This is a genomic window from Sulfurimonas aquatica, from assembly GCF_017357825.1.
Classification (GTDB): domain Bacteria; phylum Campylobacterota; class Campylobacteria; order Campylobacterales; family Sulfurimonadaceae; genus Sulfurimonas; species Sulfurimonas aquatica.
Genome location: NZ_CP046072.1, coordinates 866050 through 889633 on the forward strand (window position 1 = coordinate 866050; position 23584 = coordinate 889633).

The 23584-nt window shown below is 32.5% G+C and carries 24 protein-coding genes; 18 read left to right on the forward strand and 6 right to left on the reverse strand.

What is annotated here, in order from left to right:
- Positions 1-4: 4 nt before the first annotated feature.
- Both GJV85_RS04200 and GJV85_RS04205 read right to left on the reverse strand, forming a co-directional pair.
- The gene (locus tag GJV85_RS04200; protein ID WP_207562617.1) at positions 5-493 is read right to left on the reverse strand and encodes a DUF2062 domain-containing protein; all 489 of its coding nucleotides are present in this window, start codon (positions 491-493) and stop codon (positions 5-7) included.
- The gene (locus GJV85_RS04205; protein WP_207562618.1) at positions 474-2600 is read right to left on the reverse strand and encodes a bifunctional diguanylate cyclase/phosphodiesterase; all 2127 of its coding nucleotides are present in this window, start codon (positions 2598-2600) and stop codon (positions 474-476) included. The genes GJV85_RS04200 and GJV85_RS04205 overlap by 20 nt, the downstream gene beginning before the upstream one ends.
- Positions 2601-2841: 241 nt before the next feature.
- Between GJV85_RS04205 and GJV85_RS04210 the strand changes: the two genes are divergently transcribed.
- From GJV85_RS04210 to GJV85_RS04225, 4 genes are read left to right on the forward strand one after another with little or no spacing between them, the layout of a single operon-like run.
- Positions 2842-4131 (forward strand): DEAD/DEAH box helicase, encoded by a 1290-nt coding sequence (locus GJV85_RS04210; protein ID WP_207562619.1) that lies wholly within the window; start codon positions 2842-2844, stop codon positions 4129-4131.
- Positions 4131-4874, forward strand: coding sequence for a tRNA pseudouridine(65) synthase TruC (gene truC, locus GJV85_RS04215; protein WP_207562620.1), 744 nt, complete (start codon positions 4131-4133; stop codon positions 4872-4874). The genes GJV85_RS04210 and truC overlap by 1 nt, the downstream gene beginning before the upstream one ends.
- An 18-nt stretch (positions 4875-4892) precedes the next feature.
- Entirely contained in the window at positions 4893-7451 is a 2559-nt protein-coding gene (gene pepN, locus GJV85_RS04220) for an aminopeptidase N (RefSeq protein WP_207562621.1), read from the forward strand.
- 27 nt (positions 7452-7478) lie between these two features.
- Positions 7479-9767 (forward strand): hybrid sensor histidine kinase/response regulator, encoded by a 2289-nt coding sequence (locus GJV85_RS04225; protein WP_207562622.1) that lies wholly within the window; start codon positions 7479-7481, stop codon positions 9765-9767.
- A gap of 1 nt (position 9768) precedes the next feature.
- Here the strand turns inward: GJV85_RS04225 and GJV85_RS04230 are convergent, their stop codons facing one another.
- Entirely contained in the window at positions 9769-10509 is a 741-nt protein-coding gene (locus GJV85_RS04230) for a response regulator transcription factor (RefSeq protein WP_207562623.1), read from the reverse strand.
- A gap of 62 nt (positions 10510-10571) precedes the next feature.
- Positions 10572-11528, reverse strand: a complete 957-nt coding sequence (locus tag GJV85_RS04235; RefSeq protein WP_207562624.1) for a 5'-nucleotidase — start codon at positions 11526-11528, stop codon at positions 10572-10574.
- A 53-nt stretch (positions 11529-11581) separates the two neighbouring features.
- On the opposite strand from GJV85_RS04235, the gene GJV85_RS04240 reads away from it, so the two are divergent.
- Entirely contained in the window at positions 11582-11827 is a 246-nt protein-coding gene (locus tag GJV85_RS04240) for a GIY-YIG nuclease family protein (protein WP_207562625.1), read from the forward strand.
- The gene (locus GJV85_RS04245; RefSeq protein WP_207562626.1) at positions 11820-12272 is read left to right on the forward strand and encodes a YaiI/YqxD family protein; all 453 of its coding nucleotides are present in this window, start codon (positions 11820-11822) and stop codon (positions 12270-12272) included. The genes GJV85_RS04240 and GJV85_RS04245 overlap by 8 nt, the downstream gene beginning before the upstream one ends.
- 18 nt (positions 12273-12290) lie before the next feature.
- Here the strand turns inward: GJV85_RS04245 and GJV85_RS04250 are convergent, their stop codons facing one another.
- Complete coding sequence (locus GJV85_RS04250) at positions 12291-12911, reverse strand: putative metalloprotease CJM1_0395 family protein (RefSeq protein ID WP_207562627.1); 621 nt, start codon at positions 12909-12911, stop codon at positions 12291-12293.
- A gap of 61 nt (positions 12912-12972) precedes the next feature.
- On the opposite strand from GJV85_RS04250, the gene GJV85_RS04255 reads away from it, so the two are divergent.
- Both GJV85_RS04255 and GJV85_RS04260 read left to right on the forward strand, forming a co-directional pair.
- The gene (locus GJV85_RS04255) at positions 12973-13194 is read left to right on the forward strand and encodes an RNA-binding S4 domain-containing protein (protein WP_207562628.1); all 222 of its coding nucleotides are present in this window, start codon (positions 12973-12975) and stop codon (positions 13192-13194) included.
- A gap of 141 nt (positions 13195-13335) precedes the next feature.
- Entirely contained in the window at positions 13336-14334 is a 999-nt protein-coding gene (locus GJV85_RS04260; RefSeq protein ID WP_242689832.1) for a hypothetical protein, read from the forward strand.
- Between the two features lie 58 nt (positions 14335-14392).
- Here GJV85_RS04260 and GJV85_RS04265 read toward each other — a convergent pair whose 3' ends face one another.
- Positions 14393-15973 (reverse strand): peptidoglycan-binding domain-containing protein, encoded by a 1581-nt coding sequence (locus tag GJV85_RS04265; RefSeq protein ID WP_207562629.1) that lies wholly within the window; start codon positions 15971-15973, stop codon positions 14393-14395.
- Positions 15974-16116: 143 nt separating this feature from the next.
- Here GJV85_RS04265 and GJV85_RS04270 point away from each other — a divergent pair, with 143 nt between their 5' ends.
- From GJV85_RS04270 to GJV85_RS04315, 10 genes are all read left to right on the forward strand, one after another.
- Positions 16117-16599, forward strand: coding sequence for an OmpA family protein (locus GJV85_RS04270; protein ID WP_207562630.1), 483 nt, complete (start codon positions 16117-16119; stop codon positions 16597-16599).
- 282 nt (positions 16600-16881) lie between these two features.
- A complete protein-coding gene (locus tag GJV85_RS04275) occupies positions 16882-17295 on the forward strand; it encodes a hypothetical protein (RefSeq protein ID WP_207562631.1) in 414 nt (137 codons plus the stop codon).
- Positions 17296-17298: 3 nt separating this feature from the next.
- Positions 17299-18483, forward strand: coding sequence for a tyrosine-type recombinase/integrase (locus GJV85_RS04280; RefSeq protein WP_207562632.1), 1185 nt, complete (start codon positions 17299-17301; stop codon positions 18481-18483).
- Complete coding sequence (locus tag GJV85_RS04285; RefSeq protein WP_207562633.1) at positions 18467-19258, forward strand: hypothetical protein; 792 nt, start codon at positions 18467-18469, stop codon at positions 19256-19258. The genes GJV85_RS04280 and GJV85_RS04285 overlap by 17 nt, the downstream gene beginning before the upstream one ends.
- Before the next feature lie 186 nt (positions 19259-19444).
- A complete protein-coding gene (locus GJV85_RS04290) occupies positions 19445-19648 on the forward strand; it encodes a helix-turn-helix domain-containing protein (RefSeq protein WP_207562634.1) in 204 nt (67 codons plus the stop codon).
- Positions 19649-19891: 243 nt separating this feature from the next.
- Positions 19892-20605 carry a hypothetical protein gene (locus GJV85_RS04295; protein WP_207562635.1) on the forward strand — a complete coding sequence of 238 codons (714 nt, stop codon included), beginning with the start codon at positions 19892-19894 and terminating at the stop codon, positions 20603-20605.
- A gap of 185 nt (positions 20606-20790) precedes the next feature.
- Entirely contained in the window at positions 20791-21165 is a 375-nt protein-coding gene (locus GJV85_RS04300; protein WP_207562636.1) for a terminase small subunit, read from the forward strand.
- Entirely contained in the window at positions 21155-22411 is a 1257-nt protein-coding gene (locus tag GJV85_RS04305) for a PBSX family phage terminase large subunit (RefSeq protein ID WP_207562637.1), read from the forward strand. The genes GJV85_RS04300 and GJV85_RS04305 overlap by 11 nt, the downstream gene beginning before the upstream one ends.
- Before the next feature lie 564 nt (positions 22412-22975).
- Positions 22976-23290, forward strand: a complete 315-nt coding sequence (locus GJV85_RS04310) for a hypothetical protein (RefSeq protein ID WP_207562638.1) — start codon at positions 22976-22978, stop codon at positions 23288-23290.
- Positions 23290-23568 (forward strand): zinc ribbon domain-containing protein, encoded by a 279-nt coding sequence (locus tag GJV85_RS04315; protein ID WP_207562639.1) that lies wholly within the window; start codon positions 23290-23292, stop codon positions 23566-23568. Before GJV85_RS04310 ends, GJV85_RS04315 begins: the two co-directional genes overlap by 1 nt.
- The last annotated feature ends 16 nt before the right edge of the window (positions 23569-23584 follow it).

A 23584-nucleotide genomic window follows, 5' to 3' on the forward strand; every position in this document is an offset into this window, starting at 1 on the left:
ACTATTATCTATGATGTCTATGTTTTTTCTTTGCTGAATGCACTGAAGATTTCCAAAAATGATTTACCGCCCAGTAAGCTGATAATGACCCGATAACAGAGTAAAAGAGCGTTCCTACATAGAGTGGTATAAAAATATTGTCTATATTCTCACTAAACCAGTTAAGAGTCATCTCAACAGGAGCTATCTCAGAACCTAGAAAAAAAGCACCCGTCATATACTCCATATAGTACATTGGTGGCATTGTAAGGGGATTACTAAGCCAACACATAGCTAACGCGATGGGTACGTTAAAACGTACAAAGGGCATGAAAAGTAGTACGGCCGCCATCTGCATTGGCATAGGTATAAACGCTATAAATATACCTATAAGAACGCCACGAGATATCATTCTTCTATTAGTAGCTAAAAACTCTGGTGGTATTTTCGACTTTTTTATAAAGGCTTTTAATTTTTCACTTTTTGAAGTCTGTTTAAGTGTCTTTCTTATCATTACTTTTACCTAAAATAGCTTGAGGCTTATCAAAGTAGTATCCTTGAGATTTGTTCACGCCTAGAGTAATGAGTTTATCATTAATCTCTTTATTCTCTACATACTCGCCTATTGTTTCTATGCCCATCTCTTTGGCAAACGCTACTATTACTGAGGTAATAAGAGCAGAGCGTTTGTCATGGGCAATCTCTTTTATAATACTACCATCAATTTTTATGAAATCAGCTTGAAGACGCATTAGATGTTCAAAGTTTGAGTACCCTGTACCAAAATCATCAATGGATATTCTACATCCATAAGATTTTACCTTGTTTATAAACTCTTCAATTTTGTCAAAGTTCTCTATACTTTCACTCTCTACAATTTCAAATATAACTCTATTTGATATATTATATTTTTCTAAAGTTTTAATAATAAAGGCTGTTATATCTTTATCTAAAATATCATCTATTGTAATATTTATAGAAAATTCATAGTCTGTCTCTTTAAATACTTCAAAACTTTTTTTAATTACAATTTTTGTTAGTTGTTTATAAAGTTTTGCTTTTTTTGCAATTTCTAAAAAATGAAAAGGTATGATAGGGTTGCCATCCTTGTCAATGAGTCGTATAAGTGTTTCATATTTGTTAATTTTGTTATTTGCATTGTCAACTATGGGTTGGAAATAAATGGTGATTCTATCATCATAAATAGCATCTTTAATCTCTTTAATCCATCTTATATTATTCTCATACTCAGTTGAGAGCGATAATTCATCACTATAAATAACTAATATTTTTGATCTTCTTTTAGCTGCAATAAGCGCCATGTGCGCCGTTTGTAAAAGAAGTTTATTTTTTTCTAATGATATACCAATCGTTACATTAAGTGATATTTTTTGATCTCTAATCGTTATAACATTCTCACTATTATGATGAATTAAGTTTGTTGCTATAGCAATGATTGTCTCGGTGTTTCTCTGTGTACATGTAATTATAAATTCATCACCACTCTGTCTATATAGATTTGCGTTATCTATATGCTCTATTTCAGACAAAAGAAAGTTGGCAAACTCTTTTAGTACTTCATTACCAAAATCCTCACCGTAGAGATTATTGATTTGACTAAAGCTGTCTATATTAATAAGCATACATGACACTCTTGGAGGATCTTTAATTTTGTCTAAAAGGGCATTTCTATTTTTTAGTTTTGTTAGACTGTCTACATATAGCATCTCTATAAGCTTGTTTTTTTGTGCTATAAGTTTACTTATATTGTGCCTGATAGCGATAAACTCTACTATCTCATTATCTTTATTAAGGATAGGCGAAATAGTAGTATCGACCCAGTAACTGCTACCGTCTTTAGCAAGGTTTTCTATATGTCCATGCCAGGTTTTTTTTGAAAGTATTGTGTCCCAGAGCTCTACGAAAACAGACTTGTGAGTACTTGGATGGCGTACTATGTTATGGTTTTGTCCTATAACATCTGCTTGTGTATAGCCCGTTATGTTGTAAAAGTTTTGATTTGCAAAAGTAATAAAGCCATCAAGGTCCGTTCTAGTAACTATAAGGTTGTTGTCAATGTTTGATTTATAACTCTCAAGATATGAAATATTGTCACTGAGTCGCTGATATGCATTTTTGTCATTTTCATTTATAAAATACTTTATAAGATAGTATATACCCGACAAGGCAGCAGATATATTTAAAAAGATAAAAACTTCTATAGTACTTTGTGAAACTTTTTGTAGCGGAAGTTGCATCAACCACTGGTCAATAAAAACTGAAAAAATAACTAGGGCTATAAAGGAGTAGAGCCAGTATATGGATTTTGATTTTTTTTCATGTATAAGGGATGCTATAGGAGCAAAAAAGGCCCATAGAAATATATAACCACTCTGCGCAAATCCCCCAAGAGACCACATTAGAAAAAATGGCAAGAGTAAAATTAAGAACATTTGTGTTTTTTGCATTATAAGAAGGTTTTTATTTTTACTAAAACGCCAAATCGCATAGAGAGATGAAGTTGCATAAGCTAAAGGGATAACTGAAGAGAAATTATGACCTAAAGAGAGGTAGATAACAAACCACACAAGGCAGACAGGACCAATAATAACAGGAACCATTGTAATTGATATTTTTTTTAGTCTAATCTCTTCAGTATCATTGGATTCTAAGCCACTCTGTAAGGTCTTATCTAAATATTTTTTAATTATTTTAAATATAATTCGTTACCTGTTATGTGATATTTTTTTGATTATATCATAGATATATGAATATATTATGAATAAATTATGAATATATTGTGAATAATGTAAAGAGTGTGAATAATATGCTAAAATTACACATATAAATAGAAGGTAGAGAATGTCATTTGAAAAACTAGGAGTGTTTAAGCCCCTGCTTGATGCTATAAAAGATTTGGGTTATGAGAATCCAACATCTATACAAACAAAGGCAATACCTTATGTCTTAGCAAAAAAAGATGTTTTTGCTACAGCACAAACAGGAACAGGAAAAACTGCTGCATTTGCACTTCCTCTGCTTCAGCGTTTACGTAAACGCCAAGAGGGTAAGGGTGTGAGAGCTGTTATACTCTCTCCAACACGAGAACTCTCTATACAGATATATGAAGATATAGAGAAGTATGCTAAAAATATGGACATCAAAACTATGATTTTAGTGGGTGGAAAAGATTTAGACGCACAAAGAAACAAGCTTAAAGCGGGTGTTGAGATTGTTATAGCTACTCCTGGAAGATTGATGGAACATATGGAAACTGGACTTTCTTTAGTAGATGTGGAGACGTTTATACTTGATGAAGCAGATAGAATGCTTGACATGGGTTTTACTAAAGACATTAGAAAGATTCATCCACTTTTACCTAAACGCCACCAAACGCTTCTTTTCTCAGCAACATTTAGTGATAAGGTGAGAAAGCTTTCAAAGTTGATACTGACGAAGCCTATGTTTATAGAGACTGCAAAGAAAAATACAACAGTAGATACTATAAACCAAGTTGCCTACTTAGTGGATAAAGAGAGAAAAGCGGCACTTTTGGCTTACCTCATAGGTTCAAGAAACTACCCTCAAGTCTTAGTTTTTACGCGAACTAAAAAGAGTGCTGATGAGTTAGTTATAGAGCTTAAAAAAGATGGACTTAAGTGTGGAATCATTCATGGAGATAAAACAAAGGCAAATCGTCTTAAAACTCTTACTCAGTTTAAAGAGGGGCACTATAAAGTTTTAGTGGCGACGGACATCGCTTCTCGTGGACTAGATATTGAGCATCTTCCTTATGTTATAAACTACGAACTTCCATCTATTCCTGAGGATTACGTACATCGCGTTGGACGTACTGGTCGTGCTGGGCGTAATGGTGAAGCAATCTCTCTTATAGATATCTATGAGAAGTATGATATGAGAGACATTGAAAAGCTTATAGGTCAAAAAATACCTCAAGATACGGTTGAAGGTTTTGAGCCGGATCCTACTATTAGAAGAAAAGACGTAGACGAGGTAAAACTCAAAGCTGAACATAAACGTGCCTCAGATAAAAGAGAACGTAAACATAGTAAAAATAACTCCAACATGCCACAGACAAGAAAACAAGCGATAGCATCAAAGAAAAAAAGAAAAACTACAAAACGCGACTAATGTTTGAAGACTTCACTCTTGAGATAATCTACAAAGACGATTATCTCGTCGCAATCAATAAGCCCTCCGGACTTTTGGTCCACAAATCAATGATAGACCGCCATGAAATTTACTATGCTATGAAAATACTCCGTGACCAGATTGGGCAGTGGGTATATCCTATTCACAGACTCGATAAACCAACTTCTGGGGTACTTCTCTTTGCTCTAGATAGCGAGAGCGCAAAGCTAATGAGTGAGCAGTTTAAAAAACATACAATACAAAAAACGTATATTGCAGTAGGTCGTGGATATACACCAATAAAGGGCATTATAGACCATGCACTCAAAGAAAAATTAGACAAGATTGCAGATAAAGACATAAGTAAAGAAAAAGAGCCTCAAGAGGCAATCACAGAGTTTAAACTACTTGACACGGTTGAGATAAACGCCGCAGTGGGCAGATACGATAAAACGAGATACTCATTAGTGGAGTTAAAGCCTAAAACTGGCCGAAAACATCAACTCCGCCGCCATATGAAACATATGAATCATCATATTTTAGGCGATACAAAGTATGGAAGAGGAGAGCATAATAAATTTATACGAGAAAGATATAATATGAATAGATTGCTCCTTCATGCTATTGGCTTAGATATTTTACATCCATATACACAGGAACCATTATGTTTAAAGGCTTCTTTAGATGAGACATTTAAAAGTATTATTAATGAATTTGGGTGGAAGTTAGACTATAATAAATAAAAAAGATAAAGTGATATTATGAGCGAAATAGAAGCAATTTATTTAAAAGATTATAAGAAGCCTGCGTTTAGCATAGAGAGTGTAAATTTAGAGTTTGATTTGTATGAAGAGTTCGCTATTGTAACAAATATTATGAAGATGAATAAAGTTGATGGGAATGAGAAAACTTTAGAGCTTCATAGTACTGATTTAGAGTTAGTAGAACTTTATATCAATGATTTAAAACTCAAAGAGAGTCGCTACATTATTTCAAAAGAGTCACTGAGCGTACTTAACGTACCATCGGAGTTTACTCTCAAAGTAGTCAATAAAATTTACCCACAAAATAATACAGAACTCGAAGGCTTGTATAAGTCAGGTTCGATTTTTTGTACGCAAAATGAACCGGAGGGTTTTCGTAGCATAACACCATACTTAGACCGTCCTGACGTAATGAGCGTCTTTACCACTACTGTGATAGCAGACAAAGAAAGCTACCCAGTACTACTTAGTAATGGAAATAAAGTTGATACAAAAGACAGAGTCGATAAACGCCGTAGCGTTACTTGGCACGACCCTCATCCAAAACCCTCTTATCTTTTTGCGCTTGTCGCAGGTGATTTAGGAAGTATAACTGATGAGTTCACAACTGCAAGTGGTTCTAATGTAGAGTTAAATATCTACTGTGATAAAGGTAATGAGTCAAAGTGTTACCATGCAATGAAGTCGCTTAAAGAGGCAATGCTTTGGGATGAGCAGAAGTATGGTCGCGAGTATGACTTAGATATCTACAACATTGTCGCGGTAGATAGCTTTAACATGGGGGCAATGGAAAATAAAGGTCTGAACATCTTTAACTCCGCTTATGTTCTCGCAGATGAAGATAGTGCGAGTGACGCAAACTTTATGGGTATCCAGTCCGTTATAGCGCATGAATACTTTCATAACTGGACAGGAAACCGTATTACCTGTCGTGATTGGTTTCAGCTTACTCTTAAAGAGGGACTTACGGTGTTTCGTGATCAATGCTTCTCGGCTGATTTAAACTCTGCAGAGGTTCAACGCATAGATGACGTAAAATCTTTAAGAGAACGCCAGTTTGTAGAAGATGCGTCTCCAACGGCACACCCAATCCAGCCAAAATCATATATATCTATGAATAACTTTTACACCTCTACCGTTTACGAAAAAGGCGCTGAGGTTATAAGAATGATACATACCCTTTTAGGTGAAGAGAACTACCGTAAAGCTACTGACCTCTATTTTAAAAGTTTTGATGGACAAGCGGTAACTACGGATGATTTTTTATGGGCTATGCAAGAGGCAAGTGGAATTGACTTGAGTGCGTTTAAGACTTGGTATCATCAAAGTGGAACTCCAAAACTAAAAGTAGAGGAGAGTTTTAGTGATGGCGTTTATAAACTTACCCTAACGCAAGTTATTCCAAACGCCGTAGATTCAACTAAACAAAACCCTTATTATTATCCTCTTAAAATGGGACTTCTTGATGAATCTGGAGAGGAAATCCTCGCACAGACTTTAGTCGTGAGTAAAGAGAGAGAAGAGTTTATTTTCCAAAACCTAAAGAGCAAGCCTATTTTATCTATAAACAGAGCTTTTAGTGCACCTATTATCGTAGAACAAAAGAGTGCCGAATATGCATTTTTAATGAAGTATGATAGTGATAGTTTTGTAAAGTATGAATCAGCGCAAAACTTTGCCGTAGAGACTATAGAGTCCATGATGAGGGGCCAAGAGATAAACAGCTCCTTTGTTGAGGCTTATGGACATCTTCTTGATTTAGATATTGACCTCTCGTATAAAGCGCTGCTTTTGGAACTTCCATCAGTCTCAACACTTATGCAACGCCAAGATGAAGTGGATTTTGAACCTATATATGAGGCTAAAGAGAAGCTGGCTAAGCATTTAGCTGTGACCTTTGAAGATAAAGTAATGAAACTTTATGTTGATAATCATTTTCCAAATGTCTCGGCAATAGATAGTCTAAACATGGGTAAACGCTCCCTCAAAAATAGAGCTCTTAAAATACTTGCACCGTTAGAGACTCCAGCTATCGGTAAACTTACACAAGCACAGTATAATGAGTCTCTAAGCATGAGCGATAGAGTTGTTGCTCTTGATATTTTAGAGAACACCTTTAGTGATTTTGCACTTGAAGCACTGGGTGATTTTTACTCCAAATATAAAGATCAAACATTAGTTATGAACAAGTACTTCTCTATACTCTCAGCTTCACATAGAGAGGGTGTCTTAAAAAGGGTTATAGAACTGCAAAATGATGAGGTTTATGATGAAAAAGTTCCAAACCTTGTTCGTTCGCTCATAGGGGTGTTTGCAAGAAACTATAAGTACTTCCATGCAAAAGATGCAAGTGGATATAAGTTTGTAGCTGATAAAATTATAGAGATAGATAAAATAAATCCTCAGATGGCTTCAGGCCTAGCAGGTGCATTTAAAATTTATAGTAGAATAAACACTCTCAATAAAGAACTGATGAGAGTAGAACTTCAGAGGATATTAAACACTAAAGAGTTGTCAAAAAACTCTTTTGAAATAATTTCTAAAATTCTTAAGTAGATAAAACTAGATAAGAGGGGGACTTGTATGAAGAGTGAAATTCCTGTGTTATTCTCATCTATGGATAAGTTTATAGACTCAAAAGAGGAGATTTTAAAACAGTGGCTCGCTTATGAAACGCCAAAAAAGATACTCAAGCTTCACCTTATTGACAAAGAGTTTTTTATCCAAAATTATGCTGGTGGAGTGTTTGATTATTTTATAGGAGTTATCTCAGGGGAGCTTGAAATTGGTAACTGTCCTATTATGCAAGATCTTTTATCATACCTCAAAAACAGAGAGATTGAAGCTGATGAGCTTTTTGAGATATGTAGTCATTTTAAGCGTGCTATGGTTGATTTTACATACGATGAGGGGTTTAATTCAAAAAATATTTTTGATGAGATATCCTATATCTTTGACAAAAACTTCAGAGGTATCTTAAAGTACTATACAGACACGATTTTTCAAAAACTTATAGATGCAAGACAAGAAGCGTTGAGTGCTTCTCAAGCAAAAGAGTATTTTCTCTCAAATATGTCTCATGAGATACGTACACCACTAAATGCTATACTTGGATTTGTTCAAGTACTCTTAGATGATGACGTATCAAAAACTCATCGAAACTATCTAGATATTATTCACAATAGTGGCCAAAATCTTTTAAGTATTATCAACGATATTTTAGACTTTTCCAAACTTCGTAGTGGAGAATTTACACTTGATCCGAAGGTCTTTTCACTTCATGATGAGTTAAGCCATACTATGGAGCTTTTTGTAGCAAGTGCAAATGCTAAAAACATTTCCATCATCTCTTTTATAGACCCTCGTATACCCATAGAACTCTATGGAGATGCTCTTAGAGTAAAACAGATTCTTTCAAACTTTTTAAGTAACGCTATAAAATTTACTCCAGAAAATGGAATGATTAAAATAGAAGCATCATATACAAGTGGTGTGCTTAACGTCAGTGTTAGTGATAACGGCATAGGAATCCATTCTCAAGATTTACAAACAATATTTTCAGCATTTGCACAATCTCAACACTCAGTAGATAGTCGTAGTGATGGAACAGGCTTAGGCCTCTCTATATGTAATCAGCTTGCACAATTAATGGATGCGGAGGTAGGTGTCGAATCAACATTAGGTAAAGGAAGTACATTTTTTCTAAAAGTACCTATGCAAATACACAATAAACAGAGTAAAGTATTTAAAAAGATAGAAGAGTTTCAAAAACTTAAAACTGTTTTTTATATAAAAGATAAAAAAATAGGCTACAAGCATGAGTCTTTTATCAAATATGCCAATATATTTAATATGAATATTTCAGTAGTAGATAATCTTGATGGGGAGTTTGATTTATGCCTTTTTATTCATGAAGAGAGTAGTGAAGACCTTTTACAAAAAATACTTTTAAGTGATAAAAAATTTATAGCTATTATGAGCAAAAAGTATGATCTATATGAAGAAAACTCACACATAAATAGTATCTGCTTTCCTCTATACTGCTCCAAAATTCATACAGCTTTTGAAGAGCTAATAAACCCTGAAGTATACATTCCTTATGCGAAGAAAATATCTCAAAGATATAAGGGACATCTCTTGATTGCTGAAGATAGTGAAGCGAATCAAGAACTTATGAAAATACTTTTAAGTAAGTATGGTTTGACATATGATATAGCCAATAATGGTCTTGAAGCTCTTGAGTTGTATAAAGCAAAAAAATATGAGATGATTTTGATGGATGAGCAGATGCCAGTAATGAACGGTAATGAGTCTATAAGAAAAATAATTGAGTATGAGGAGAGTAGAGGCTTGGGACATACACCATCCTCTGTACTCACTGCAAATGTACTAAAGGGTGCTAGAGAGCGAAATCTTCTGAGTGGCTTTGATGCTTTTTTAGGTAAACCCATTGTTTTAAAAGAGTTAGAGAGAGTCTTTTCATCTTATCTTAAAAGTGAAAGTATAAGTGCTCGTCTAGAGCAAAGAGAAGAGAAGCAAGAAGTTAAAATAATTCTAGGGCTAAATAAAGCGAAACTACAAAAAGAGCTTCTTTTAGAAGAAGATGAACTACTTATGCTTTTAAATCTTTTTTTAGTAAAAATGAAAAAAGTTTTAGCACAACTTAGTGAGGCTATAGCTGATAAAGATTATAAAAAAATCGGCTTATTATCTCACTCCATAAAGGGATCTAGTAGTAACTTTAGAATAAAGAATTTACAGGATATTTCGACTGAGATGGAAAAAGCTGCTAAAAAAGATAATAGTAGCTACTTATATGAAAAGAGTTTAAAAGAGATTGTGAGTATCGTTGATAAAATCAAAATAGTATAAATCACTTCTCTATATAATATCCAACGCCCGAAGCACTTTTTATAATGTCAGTTGCTAACTTATTTCTTAAACGCCAAACTAGTGTCCTTAGACTGTTTTGTGTAGCATCTCCATTTTGCCAAACATAAGTTACAGCCTGCTCAAATGTGATCACTTCATCTAACTTAGCAACTAAAAGTCTTAAAAAAGCATTCTCTTTTTTTGTAAGTTTTATCTTCTTACCTTTATAGAAAATCTCAAAACCAGAGACAAATATATGGTAACCATCTCCAAATTTTATAATTTCTTCATCACCTGTTTTTTGATTCTTGAGCATATCTCCAATACTATTATGAGATAAAACAATACTATTTTTTCGATTGTTTTCCATATCATATTTAAACAGAGCCATTTGAATGGTTGCATGTAGAGAGTTCGGGTCAAATGGTTTTACAATATAGCCGTAAGGTTCAGTTTCTTTGGCTTTTTCAATGACTTCATCATCACTATAAGAGGTAAGGTATATAAATGGGATATCGTACTTTTGACGTATGATATTTGCTAAGATGATACCATCATCACTCTCTTGTAGAGATATATCAATGATGACAATATCTGGAGTATGAGTAAGAATCTTATTTTCAGCTTGTTCTATATTGTCACAAGCACCAACAACACTATAACCATATTTTTGTAGCGACATGTTTAAGTTAAGTGATGTTATCTCATCATCTTCAACTATTATAATTTTGTTTTTATTCATATGAAATTATTATAATACAATTTGTAATAATTAACAAGAAAATTATATATTTTTATAATATTTTATTTTAAAAGCTGTAGCTTTGAACTTGATGGGTAAAGTACTTTTCCAGAAGGAACAACAAGCGAAGAGTTTTTCAGGTGAACATCTTGGTCATCAAAAAAGATATGTGCCTTAAATGATTTAAGAATCTTACTCTTCTCTAAGCCACCAAGAAAAAAAGCTTCATCTACATAAACACCCCAATGTCTTAATGTTTTTATCACTCTTAGATCAGAGGGTGCGTTTCTTGCAGTAACAATAGCTATACGGATAGGAGAGAACTCCATTTTCATAGGTAGACGCTCTTGAAGTTTTGCTAACTTCTTTAAGAAGGAAGCAAAAGGTCCCTCATTCATAGGTATATTTTGAGACTTTTGTTCGTTGTTATGAAAAGCTTCTATACCTTCTTCTTTATAGACTAACTCACTACTCTCATCAAAAAGTACAGCATCTCCATCAAAAGCAATCCTTACTTGTTCATCTGAAATATCAGGCTTATACTCTGGGGGTATATTTAAAACTGCTGAGGCACAGACACCATTGTCTATGACCTTTTGAGCATCTTCTTCATTAGTAGTTAAAAAAAGATCTACATCAAACGCTTCAAGATAATCAGCACTAGATTCCCCTGCAGTAAAGGCAGAGCGAGTGATACTTAGCTCTAACTCTCGAATAGTGTTAAGTACTCTAACACCAGTGTCAGGAGAGTTCCTTGACATAATGACAACTTCAACAAGTGGTGCCTCTCCCTTTTTTTGATATCGATTTAGATTCAGTAATGCTCTGACAAGTGGATAGCCTATACCCGTTTCAAGTAATACGTCCTCATGCTTTAGCATAAACGCTCTGTAGATATCTATCGCGGTGTTAGGGTGTCTTTTAAACTCCTCTTTATAGAGGTTGTCAGCTTCACAAAGATCAAAAAGTGCTGTTGCTGAGATACCTATTACCAGTGTATTTTCTAAATTAAATGCCAAAGTAAATCCTTTTGTAAATTTATTATAGTAAAATAATTACATTAAAGGAAAACATGGCTTATTTTACATACATACTTAAGTGTAGCGATGCAACTCTCTATACTGGAATCACTACAGATATTAAACGCAGAATTGATGAACATAATAACTCTGACAAGGGTGCAAAATATACAAGGTTGAGACGGCCAGTCGAACTTGTTTATAGTGAAAAGAGTGAAGATAGAAGTAGTGCCTCTAAACGCGAGTATGCCATAAAAAAGATGTCGCGTTTAAAAAAACTGGAGCTTATAAATGCTTAGCATATATGTAGATGGAGATGCTTTTCCAAATCCTCTTAAACCAATACTTTTTCGCTCAATTGAGCGTTTAGGTATAAAAACAGTAGTTGTAGCGAACAAAAAGATAGACATCGGAAAGTCAAAAAATATCACATATATGATAGTAGACGCTGGAGCAGACGAGGCAGACCACAAGATAGTAGAGATGGTCCAAGAGGGTGACCTAGTTATAACTGCTGACATACCACTTGCAGATAGAGTGATAAGTAAGAACGCACATGCGATAGACCATCGTGGAGAGCTTTATAGTGTTGATAACATCAAACAGTATCTTGCAATGAGAAATTTAATGGATAAGATTCGTGAGAGTGGAGAGATAACCAAAGGTCCTAAGCCTTTTTCAACTAAAGATGCACATGAGTTTGCAAATCAAATTCATAGGTTTTTGACAAAACATTTTAAATAACTAGAAATATAAAAAAATTTAGGCTGGAATATCTAGTCTAATAGTATTATCATCTTCTTTTTTTTCATTAATATCATTTAAATTATTTTTATAGGTATCTTGACCTTGTACTTTTTCTAAATCTTCTTTAGCTTTTTGCTGTTGTGCTTTCATCTCCATAACGCGAGCACTCGCCGCAACTGCAAAGTCTTGAGAAGATGGTTCACCCGCAGCCATTGCAGAAGCTATCACTTGTCTTGCATTTCTAATAGCCTCTTCAGGAGTGGATGCGGCTGGAGTAGTTATAGATACTTCTCCACCAATAGCATACATCTTTCCATCAGGACCCTGTTGGTAACTAAAAGAAGCTGCCCCCGTCATTCCACCACCAGCTCCTTGATGAGCTGACTCATGTGCTTTAACTTCAGCATCACGAGCTGCTAAATCTTTGACGAGTTTTTTTTCATCTTCGCTAAGCTCATCCACAGATGAAGCAGATCTTTGTTCTTTTTCTTTTTGGAGTTTTTCTATTTGAGCTTGAGGGCTTTTGTCCTCTCTTTTTCTAAGAGGGTCCTCTTCAACGACAAGCATCTCTTTGTCGTTAAGTCGAATAGTATAATTTGAACCGATATCGTAAAGTGTACTTAATCCTATCTGCATAATCTCCATTATAGCACTTAAACGCTATTATTTCAATAACTAATATTATATGGATAAATAAATGGAATTTGAATTAAAAGATGAGTATATAGAACTTTTTAAACTACTCAAAGTTTTAGATTTAGTAGATACAGGTGCTCAAGCAAAGATGATAGTCTCAGATGGTTATGTTCTTAGAAATGGAGAGGTTGAGTTAAGAAAACGAGCTAAGATAGTCGCCGGTGACCATCTAACAGTAGGTGGTGATGTAACTATAGACGTAGTTGCCGCTAAAAAATCATAAATAGATAGATAAAGAATATTTTGACTACTTCTAACTTCTAGTATGTCAAGATATTTTTTTATTAATTAAATAGTTTCCTTCCACAATCATTTCACAATTACTTCATATACTACCCTTGTAATAAAAATAAAGGATAGCAAAATGAAAACATTTAACAAAACTTTACTAAGCCTAACAATGATAGGTTTTGGACTTTTTTCAACAAATTTACTAGGTGCCCAAGGGGTTAGATTTACTATAGTTGATGGCGATGTTAGTCAAAAGTATGCAAAGATGATTAGCACAAGCCTTGAAGATACAGGCTTTGTCTTGTCTGATCCACATGAAAGAATTAATGATGCATATGCAAAAAGATATGGTAATCCAGAAGATCCAGATTATGATAAAGATGAGTGGAATGTAAACTTGGATAATCTTGGGTTTTACACTATAGCGCATGATGAGAAGTTAAATAAACTACTTAAGGTTGCTCCAGAGCTTGGTGGTTTTTCACCTTTTAATCATCTTATTTATAAGAATAAAAGTGAAAACAAAACATATGTAGGTCATTTAGACCCAAATACAATGCTTGATATTGTCGGGGTTAAAGATTCTAACGTAAGAGAAGAGTTTGTATCTCTATTTGATCCACTTGATAAATGGATTACTGATGAGTTGGGTGGTGAAGTAAAAACAACAACATTTGACTCGTTGTCTGCAAAACCAATGATGACATACGAATTTGAATTTGATAGACCAGAGGATATAACAGAGTTTACTGCAACATTTCAAGAGGAGTTTGAAGCTGCTTTTGAAGAGAACAAGTACATCATAGCCGGTTTTAAAGACTTCAAAGAGGGGTATGAAGATTTAGAGATGGAGTTTGAAGAGTATGATGCTTACTGGGTTTACTCTTTATGTCATTTTACATTCTCATACAACATGTTTAATAAGGGTCGTCCAGATACGGGAGTTTTTGCACCGTGTTCAATGTATATGTATATCAAAGAGGGAACAAACAAATTAGTGATTGGTATGCCAAAATTATCAAACTGGATTGCTGTAGGCAGTGTAAAAGATAGAGCAAAAATTGAGTGGACTAAAAAGATAGACAGCGAAATCATGTCGATTATGAAATCTCTTGGTGCTAGAGAGATTTAAATTTTAAGTGCACCACATTAATATGTGGTGCACTATATAGAGAATATGTTTATTAACCTTAAAGTCCTAAAGACTCTAAAGTTTTAAGTGTTAAAGCACCTTGAGATAACTGATTATCTTTTTGGTAAGCTTTTATAGCTTTAGTAGTTTCAGGTCCGTAAATACCATCAATGCTTGTAATAGCATACCCTTTTTCTTTTAGTGCAGTTTGAACTTTAGAAATTACAGCAGGATTTGTGTTTGTTTCACATAAAATTTCTTGCCATCTTAGGTATGAATCTGAAGTTTTTGAAACTTTTTTATATGAACTGTAAACAGCTGGAATCTCTTTTGTTCTTTCTTGAGCTGGTGTGTCAACAACTCTTGTTTTAACGATTTTACTAATACATGGGATTTCAACTTCTTTTGTAGTTGCTGGAGTAGCAATTACTTGTCTAGTGATTGTTTTGTAAACAGCTGGAGTTATAACTTCTTTTGTAGAAGCAGGAGTATCAACTACTTGTCTAGTGATTGTTTTGTAAACAGCAGGAGTTATAACTTCTTTTGTCGTTGCAGGAGTATCAATAACTTGCTTAGTTACTGTTTTATAAATAGCAGGAGTTACAACTGTTTTTGTACTCGGAGTAGTTGTAACATCTTTTGTACTAATTGTTTTATATACAGCCGGTGTAATTATTTTTTTAGTATGTGCTGCTACATCTACAACTTTTGTCGTAACAGTTTTATATTTTGCAGGTACTTCAACAAGACACATAATCTCACCTGTTGAATCATCCATCTTTTCTATTGCACCATGACCTCTCTTCCATGTTGAATATGCATTTGCAACAAGAACCTCTTCTGTTACTGTTTTATAAGTAGCTGGAATAGTAACTAGTTCTGTTTTTTCTTCTGCTACCATTACTTCTTGTGTTGAAGTCCCATAAGTTGCTGGAATAACTACTAGCTCTGTTTTCTCTTCACTAATAAGTACTTCTGAAGTTACAGTTTTATATGTAGCAGGAATAGCTTTAAGCTCTCTTTTTTCCTCTGCAACCATTACTTTTTCTGTTTGTGTTTTGTATGTAGCAGGAATAACTTTAAGCTCTCTTTTTTCCTCTGCAACCATTACTTTTTCTGTTTCATTTTTATATGTAGCAGGTACTGATATGAGCTTAGTACTAGGCTCTCTTATCATTACAGTTTTTTCTACTACTTTATAAGTAGCAGGAATAATTTCTATCTCTGTTTTAGCTTCTTCTTGTAATCTCTCAACTAAACTCTCTTCGTATACAGCTGGAACAAGAACACGTGCATAACACTCTCCAGTTTTTGCATTTGGTGGGATAAGTGCATTTGAAACTGCATTTGCATCTTGTATCTCTGTTGAATGCGTTTGAGCTTCAGTCATGCTAGCTTCCATAGGCTCTCTTGACTCTAAGTCTTTTATTTTACTATTAGCATTATTGAGCTGACTTGTAGTGCTATTTAACTGATTTGTAGTACTATCAAGTTTTCCTGCTTTCTCGTTTGCTACATTTAACTCTTGTGTTAACCTTTGTATCTCTTGATCTTTTTGAACGTCTGTCATAGTAGAACAACCTGAGATCGCTAGAGCGATAGAAGATGCAACTACAGATGTTTTTATATATTTATACATTTGAATCCTTTTTTATTTTGGGAATTGTAACCACAACAAATGAGTTATTAGTGAGTGAATATATATAATTTTTTTTAATATAAAAATCACTCTTTACTCATTAATCAATGGTATAGTTCTATTAAATTTATCAAGGAATGAAAATGAAAAAAATATTTATATCTTCGTGTATGGCGATGTCTCTTTTTACAGTTGGGGCAAATGCTAAAAATTGTATTATGGTTGAAGAGTTAAATGTAGAGTTTAAAAATGCTTCTACTATATATAGTAATGATACTGAGAAGAAAGAGGTTCATAATTTTGCTAAATTTATGAAAGAAACAGATGTTTATGCAGTTATTGAAGGTCATACTAACTCTATAGCTAATGCTAAGTATAACTACGACCTCTCTACAAAAAGAGCTGTAAAAGTAATGAGTGAACTAGAGGCTTTAGGTGTAGGCAAATCACATGTAAGAGCTATGGGTTTTGGTGAAACCACACCTTTATATGACAACAGTACTAAAGATGGAGCAGACAAAAACAGAAGAGTTATTGCTGAGGTATTTAATTCCGCAGAGGAACTTGATGCATATATTAAATCACAAAAAAGTAGAATTAAAGGTATTGTTTATAAAGAACAATAATACCTATATCCCTATTGGATAAATAGGGAGCTCACTAATCCAATAAGTCCACCAAAGACTAAACCCCCTACATTTACAATCTTTTACAATCTTCTATAGCTACCTAAATAAGGCATTTATAAGTCTTTCATTATTCTACCAGTATTTACAGTCTTTTGCAGTATTATGCTATTATCATCCTATTTGTTGTAAAACTTTGTTGTAAAAAATACTTATAGTAGGTATTTACAAGGGATAAATAATATTACAACATTTTATTTGTTGTAAAAAATAGGTTTTAGCATGAGTTTGAGACAAGAATATCCACACGAAAAAATTTTAGATAGATATATAATGAGTAACAAATTAATTGGTGAATCTATGCCACATATAACTAAATCACTTAGAGAATATATGAGTATTAAAGATATCGAATTACTAGAGTCTTTACTAGAGACAGTAACAATTTACAGAGCTACATCTATACTCGAAGCAAAAGGAGATATAAATGATATTGGACAAAGTTGGACACTTGATATAAAAATAACTCAATTCTTTGCTTATAAAAATATTCATCAAGAAACAGATAGATGTGTAATGACTTCAACAATCAAAAAAGAGTTTATTTTTGCTTATATTGGAGAAAGAGAAGAAAGTGGGTGTGTAGTTAATTATACAAAGTTAGAAAATATAAGTTATTCTAAAATAAAGGTTTGAAAAATGGGTTTTAGAAAGATAAGAGCTAAGAAATATAGTGGAATTTATGAGTATTTCAAAGACAGTGATAAAGATAAAAAAACTATAGCTTTTTATATTTCATATCGTGACCTTGATAATAAAGTTAAAAAAAATAGATGTGATGCTACAAGCAAAGAAGATGCTTTACAAATTTTAAATGATAAAAGAACAGAATTAACAAGAGATAGAAACGAAATACAAAAAGATGCTTCACTCCTACACCAAAAAGTAATGAATAAAAATTTAACGCTTGAAGATATTTCGAAACTTTATTTTCCTACTAAAACAGCTAAAACAATTAAAATGATTAGTGCAGGGTATTACAGTCATATTAATCCTATATTGGGAAAGATAAAAATAACTAAGATTAAAACTACTGATATAAAAAATCTCAGTGATGTACTTAAAGAGAAAAAATCAAGACATGGAACACCACTCAATCCAAGAACGGTAAAAAAACAAATTGCTAACTTAAGAGCCTTGTTTAATTGGGCAGTAAAAGAAAACTATGTTGATAAAAACCCTGTTGTTATAAAAGAAATCATTAAAGTGGATGCCAATGAAGCAGGACGGGTTTTATCAGATGAAGAACTTGAAAAACTATGGAACTTAGATGAGTTTCAACTAAAACCTAGATTATTATTGTTTTTAAAAGCTTGTTACCATACAGGAGCTAGACCGTCAGCCGTTATGGACATACAAGTAAAGCATATTAACTTTGATAAAGGAGCGATACATATTAGAGCCATGAAGCAAGGAAAACCCTACGATGCTAGAGTAAGTAAAGAGTTATTAGATTTACTTCATGAGTGGATACTAAAACATAACTTAGTACATGATAACTTCATTTTTTTCCCAATGCAGCTATATAAGAGATCTACAACTGACAAAGAACGAAAGTCTATTAAAAATAGTTCAACAAGATACTCAGGTTATGCAGAACTACTAAGAAAAATATTTGATAAATACTTTAATCAAAATATAGGAACTTATGATCATGCTTATAGAGTGACTGTTTATACTATGAGGCGAACAAGTGCAACAAATGTTTATAAAAAATTTGGAATAGTTCATGCAAAAAAGTTTCTAAATCATACCGAGATTAATACCACGATGAAATATCTAAATATTGATGATGATATGGAGGTAATTGATTATGGGCTTTAAATATAACACAGGCACTATTATAAATCAAACGAAAGAATATGAATACCGAATAACAGATAAACATGATGATATACTTAAAATATATCTTGGTATTGATGCTCAGGGGTATATTAATGAAGTTTTTGATTATGTAATGGAAAAAGATTTAAGCTTATTAGATAATGAACAAGATATAAAACTAAAAATAAAAAATTTGGAAAAAAAAATATCAGATATTGATAAAGAAGTAGTTGTTATTAAAACTGCTAAAGTTGGAGATATGACTGATGAAGAAGTCGAAGGCGCATTTAAGAGAATAGCTGAACAAGAAGGAGGATTTAGTGGTATGTTTGAATATAATAATCTTTGTTTTGCAAAATATGTGCTTGAAATGCCAATGCCTAAGTTTATTAAGTATATAAATCTAAGTACAGACATTGCCAAACATGCACAAAGTAACTTTCAAGCTCTAGTATTGTATTACATGATAGGAATATTTGATGAACATTATAGTGCTAAAACTTTGATGATTAAATCCAAAAATAAAACAGCAGAAAAAGATTCATTTATAGCATCACTTAATCATCTTAAAACATTACTTCCTGATTCTATTTTGGACTATGAGTCCGCTATCGATATTATTGATATGAATTTTAAAAATGAAACAGAATATGATAATAAATTTAAAAGTCGTATTAAGAATAAACTAAAAGAAGCGGGATTTAGTAAAAATAAAATAGATAGGCATATTATGTCTATTTTAGAACAATATATAAAAGTAGGTTCTTTAAACTAAATACAATTCTTTTACCCTCCATAACATTACATTCTGTCCTAATATTTAAGAATAGAATGTCTATTCAAACGAATTCAATTCTAGTAAAATTTCAGCATATTACAACATAGCTTTACTAACTTTAGCATTGGATAGCACATCCTTTTAGTTTAGTCAAATGTATAAATTAAAATATAAGGAATTACTATGACTTATGAAGAGTTTTTAGCCATGCTAAGAGACAATTACAATAAGATGCTGCTCACAAAAAAAGAAACAGCAAAAGAGTTAGGTACAAGTGAAGCAACTATTGACCGTTTGAGAAAAAATGGACTAATTACATCTAAAAAAGTGCTAGGACAAATAATGTTTTCTATAGATGAAATCGCTCGTTTTTTAACAGTAAGTTAGTTTATATTAGACTTGAACTCTAAAGTAGATATTAAACAATCTTTCTAAAAAAATATAGGAGATGTAAAATGTAAAAATAATCCTTATTAAATGAGATTAAGAAGAGAATATTTCTGTGTAGTTACTGAAATTCTACTCTATTAACTCATACAAGTCAATACAACAATGGTTTTTATTCATTATGAATAATCAAAAAAAATAGACACATTCTCGATGTCTATTTTTAAGCATAAAGGAAAAATTATGAGAATACAAACTGATAGTATTATTTTTCAACTTCAACATGAAAATGAAGGATCGTTACTAATTGCTGAAAGGCTAGCATCACATATGAAATGGAAACTTGAAATTTTAAAATCAATCCCTGTCCGGCCAATAAAAAAGCATAAAGAACTATGGAAAAAAACCTTTGGGCGAGATATACCTAAAAGTGCTTCTTTTATAGCTATTTTAGAAACATCTAGTGGTATAAAAATTATATTAATTAAATATGGAAATTCTAAGTTCCTACAAATAGAATTTCATGGTCTTGATGGCCTTACAAAAGATATATATTCTCGTAGTGATAATGCAGTATTATTAAATTCAACGTTAAAAGAATTTATTAAATTATGGAATGAGCCTGTAAGGTTAATGCGTTTAGATAGAAGTGTAAACATAGCTGGCCAAAAATGGGAAGATTATACTAATAGTAGACAGCATAGAAAATTATGTCGTAAACGTAAGCCTGAGTTATTTAAAACAACAACAATATTTTATCAGAATAAAAAAAGAAGATACATTAAAGTACTTGCCTATGATAAGCAACAGTGTAATGGTCTTGATTATGCTGTTACTCGTATTGAATGTAGATTTTTAGCTCAATACTGGAATAACTTGTCTGGTGAAATATCAAATGTGATTGATATAGCTATTAAAAAAGCAGATTTGTATATAGAAGAAAAACTATTATATTAAGTGTATGTAAAAAGTATTCTATATTAAACACCTACAAAGTATGTTTAGATGGCGATTGGAGGAGGATGAAAAAGTGTACATGAGATTTAAGTAAAACAGTATTTTAGAGAAAGATGTTAATTTGATAATCAACATAGTCACACAGTAATGAAGATGATGAAAAATATAGGTATAGGGTAGGTAACATGTCAAAGCAAGTAACTGAAAAACAACAAAAGTTCTGTGAAGAATTTATGCTTACAAGAAATCTTACAAAGTCTGCTCTAGGTGCAGGATACTCTAATACTTTCGCACTTAAAAAATCATATCAACTTATGAATGACCAGAAGATACTTAAGAGGATTGAAGAGTTGGAAAAAGAGTATTTCACCAACCACTTTAAAACACTTGGTATTAAAGCTGTTGAAGAGTTGATGGTAATCATAAACAGTGGTACTTCAAGTGAGAAACTTCGTGCCATTGAAATTGCCTTAAAGCTCAATGGTTTTACTCAAGGTATTTCCATAGAAGCCAATACGAATGATATATCTATAAAAGTGAAGTTGCCAGATGGAATATGATATAGATTTATCTAGTGCTAGTGATTTTATGAATAAAAAAGCATATGATATGCTTCATATTTTGGCATCTAGATACATCATTAGTTATGGTGGTGCAGGCTCAGGTAAAAGCTATGGAATTACACAATATATTTTGATTATGATCTTAACTTTAGAAGGGCATAGATTTTTAATAGCAAGAAAATATGCAACATCTCTGAAACGTTCAGTCTTTCAACTCTTTTTAGATTTAATTTTAGAATGGGGACTATCAGATCTTTTTAAAACCAATCTTACTGATATGACAATCACTTGTCTCAATGGTAATAAGATAATGTTTGTCGGCCTAGATGACGTGGAGAAGCTGAAGTCAATAGCAGGTGTTACAGGCATATGGATTGAAGAAGCCACAGAAGTTACAGTAGAAGATTTTATGCAACTTGATCTTCGTCTTAGAGGTAATACTAAACATCATCTGCAGATTTTACTTTCATTCAATCCTACTTCATCTAGATCATGGCTTAAAAAGAGATTCTTTGATAAAAAAGATGATAATGTTCATATTATCCATACTACATATAAAGACAACAAGTTTATTGATGAGCACTACAAACAGACACTTGAAAATTTAATAAATCAAGATGATAACTTTCATAAAATCTATGCCTTAGGTAAATGGGGTACCCTGAAAGGACGTATATTTGAAGAGTATAAGACAATTGATATATTGCCAGAAGATTATCAATTACGTAAGTATGGTTTAGATTTTGGATTTAATGCTCCGATGGCTCTCATTGAGATACGAGAAGACAATAATAACCTTTATCTATATGAGTGTTACTACAGAACAAAGACTACAACTGATGAGTTAATACAGTATATGAAACAAGAAGGTATATCAACCCGTGATTCTATTTATTGTGATAGTGCTGAACCTGACCGTATAGAGACGCTTAAAAATGCTGGGTTTAATGCAATAGCAGCAAAGAAGAATGTAAGAGCTGGTATTGATGCTGTTAAGTCTAAAAGTCTACATGTATCTAAACAAAGTACTAATCTAATAAAAGAATTTGATAACTATAGCTGGAAAGAAGATAAGGATGGCAATAGCTTAGAAGAACCAGTTAAGTTCAATGACCATCTTATGGATGCATTGAGGTATGCTGTATTTACTACAGAGAGACACGCTCGTCAAATTATTGTTAGTCCAAGAAGAAAGACACGCTTTGCAGGATATGGAGACTATAGTGGATTTAAAGGATTTTAAATTAGCCATCTTATACACAATTAAATACATAGGCAAAACAATACAATAATATTAGGACTATTAAATAATGCTAGAGTTAAGTTAGAGCATTGCAGATGATATTGTCACCGGCAGACCTAAAATAGGCATCCAAGATTATTGTTAAGTCCTGTTTTTGGATTTATCTCACATAGTCCAAAAGATACCTGTCCATTTTAGGTCCGCTAGTAACACTCAGATAGAAGTATTTGAATGTGTACTAAATGGATACATGAAAGAACCCACTAAAGAGAATAGAAGTTTAAACGATACAGTCAAGTTGTTAAGAGGCGAGTGCATGTATGCAATAATAAGGTATACAAGAAGCAGATAGAGAATATATATGGTCATTTTAATATCGTATTATGTAACTAAATATAATATTAAATAAAATTATAATACTTAAAAGAACTAATTACATTATTTTAAGTTTATGATTTGTTTTAAAAAGATAATATATGTTAATTGAAGTAATAATGTTATTTCTGCTAATAGTTTAAAATAAAGGATAAACCATGAAAATATCAAAAGTATTAAGTAGCGATAATGAGTAAAAAATTAATTACAATAATATCTATATTTATTCTTTCAATAGTATTTCTATCTCAGATTACTTTGTTTGTTATTCAACCAATGGGAGCAATACCAAAGGGCAAAACATTGGTAATATGGAAATTAAACAAGACTAATTTTATAGATAGTGCAGATGCAATGTGTGTAAGAGAAACTGGCAGTTTAAATATATTATGTAGAGGTATGATGATGTCCGCAGTAATAAGTAAAAGTTCTGTACTTATGAAATTACCTTATAGTAGCTCACTATATAGCATATCAACAGGTGGAAAGGAGTATAGCAGGTAATGGAAATAATTTTTTATGGAATGATATTAGGAGTAATACCAGCAATGATAGCTCAATCTAAAGGTCGTTCTTTTTTACTATGGTGGTTTTATGGAGCAATGATTTTTATAATAGCACTCCCCCATTCACTACTTATATCTAAAGACCAAAAATCAATAGATGAGCAGTCATTATCAGAAGGTATGAAAAAGTGTCCTTATTGTGCTGAACTTATTAGAAAAGAAGCAACTATATGTAGATATTGTCAAAAAGAACAAACAACTAAAGAGGAAATATAAATGAAAAACAGATTCT

Bases quoted from the DNA above. Each gene is read 5' to 3' on its own strand.
- truC (WP_207562620.1), top strand. From the start codon at position 4,131: ATGTTTGAAGACTTCACTCTTGAGATAATCTACAAAGACGATTATCTC.
- GJV85_RS04250 (WP_207562627.1), bottom strand. From the start codon at position 12,911: ATGCAGATAGGATTAAGTACACTTTACGATATCGGTTCAAATTATACT.
- GJV85_RS04240 (WP_207562625.1), top strand. From the start codon at position 11,582: ATGGCTTATTTTACATACATACTTAAGTGTAGCGATGCAACTCTCTAT.
- GJV85_RS04200 (WP_207562617.1), bottom strand. From the start codon at position 493: ATGATAAGAAAGACACTTAAACAGACTTCAAAAAGTGAAAAATTAAAA.
- GJV85_RS04230 (WP_207562623.1), bottom strand. From the start codon at position 10,509: ATGAATAAAAACAAAATTATAATAGTTGAAGATGATGAGATAACATCA.
- GJV85_RS04255 (WP_207562628.1), top strand. From the start codon at position 12,973: ATGGAATTTGAATTAAAAGATGAGTATATAGAACTTTTTAAACTACTC.
- GJV85_RS04295 (WP_207562635.1), top strand. From the start codon at position 19,892: ATGAGAATACAAACTGATAGTATTATTTTTCAACTTCAACATGAAAAT.
- GJV85_RS04270 (WP_207562630.1), top strand. From the start codon at position 16,117: ATGAAAAAAATATTTATATCTTCGTGTATGGCGATGTCTCTTTTTACA.
- GJV85_RS04265 (WP_207562629.1), bottom strand. From the start codon at position 15,973: ATGTATAAATATATAAAAACATCTGTAGTTGCATCTTCTATCGCTCTA.
- GJV85_RS04315 (WP_207562639.1), top strand. From the start codon at position 23,290: ATGGAAATAATTTTTTATGGAATGATATTAGGAGTAATACCAGCAATG.
- GJV85_RS04245 (WP_207562626.1), top strand. From the start codon at position 11,820: ATGCTTAGCATATATGTAGATGGAGATGCTTTTCCAAATCCTCTTAAA.
- pepN (WP_207562621.1), top strand. From the start codon at position 4,893: ATGAGCGAAATAGAAGCAATTTATTTAAAAGATTATAAGAAGCCTGCG.
- GJV85_RS04275 (WP_207562631.1), top strand. From the start codon at position 16,882: ATGAGTTTGAGACAAGAATATCCACACGAAAAAATTTTAGATAGATAT.
- GJV85_RS04305 (WP_207562637.1), top strand. From the start codon at position 21,155: ATGGAATATGATATAGATTTATCTAGTGCTAGTGATTTTATGAATAAA.
- GJV85_RS04225 (WP_207562622.1), top strand. From the start codon at position 7,479: ATGAAGAGTGAAATTCCTGTGTTATTCTCATCTATGGATAAGTTTATA.
- GJV85_RS04290 (WP_207562634.1), top strand. From the start codon at position 19,445: ATGACTTATGAAGAGTTTTTAGCCATGCTAAGAGACAATTACAATAAG.
- GJV85_RS04300 (WP_207562636.1), top strand. From the start codon at position 20,791: ATGTCAAAGCAAGTAACTGAAAAACAACAAAAGTTCTGTGAAGAATTT.
- GJV85_RS04280 (WP_207562632.1), top strand. From the start codon at position 17,299: ATGGGTTTTAGAAAGATAAGAGCTAAGAAATATAGTGGAATTTATGAG.
- GJV85_RS04260 (WP_242689832.1), top strand. From the start codon at position 13,336: ATGAAAACATTTAACAAAACTTTACTAAGCCTAACAATGATAGGTTTT.
- GJV85_RS04210 (WP_207562619.1), top strand. From the start codon at position 2,842: ATGTCATTTGAAAAACTAGGAGTGTTTAAGCCCCTGCTTGATGCTATA.
- GJV85_RS04310 (WP_207562638.1), top strand. From the start codon at position 22,976: ATGAGTAAAAAATTAATTACAATAATATCTATATTTATTCTTTCAATA.
- GJV85_RS04205 (WP_207562618.1), bottom strand. From the start codon at position 2,600: ATGGTTCCTGTTATTATTGGTCCTGTCTGCCTTGTGTGGTTTGTTATC.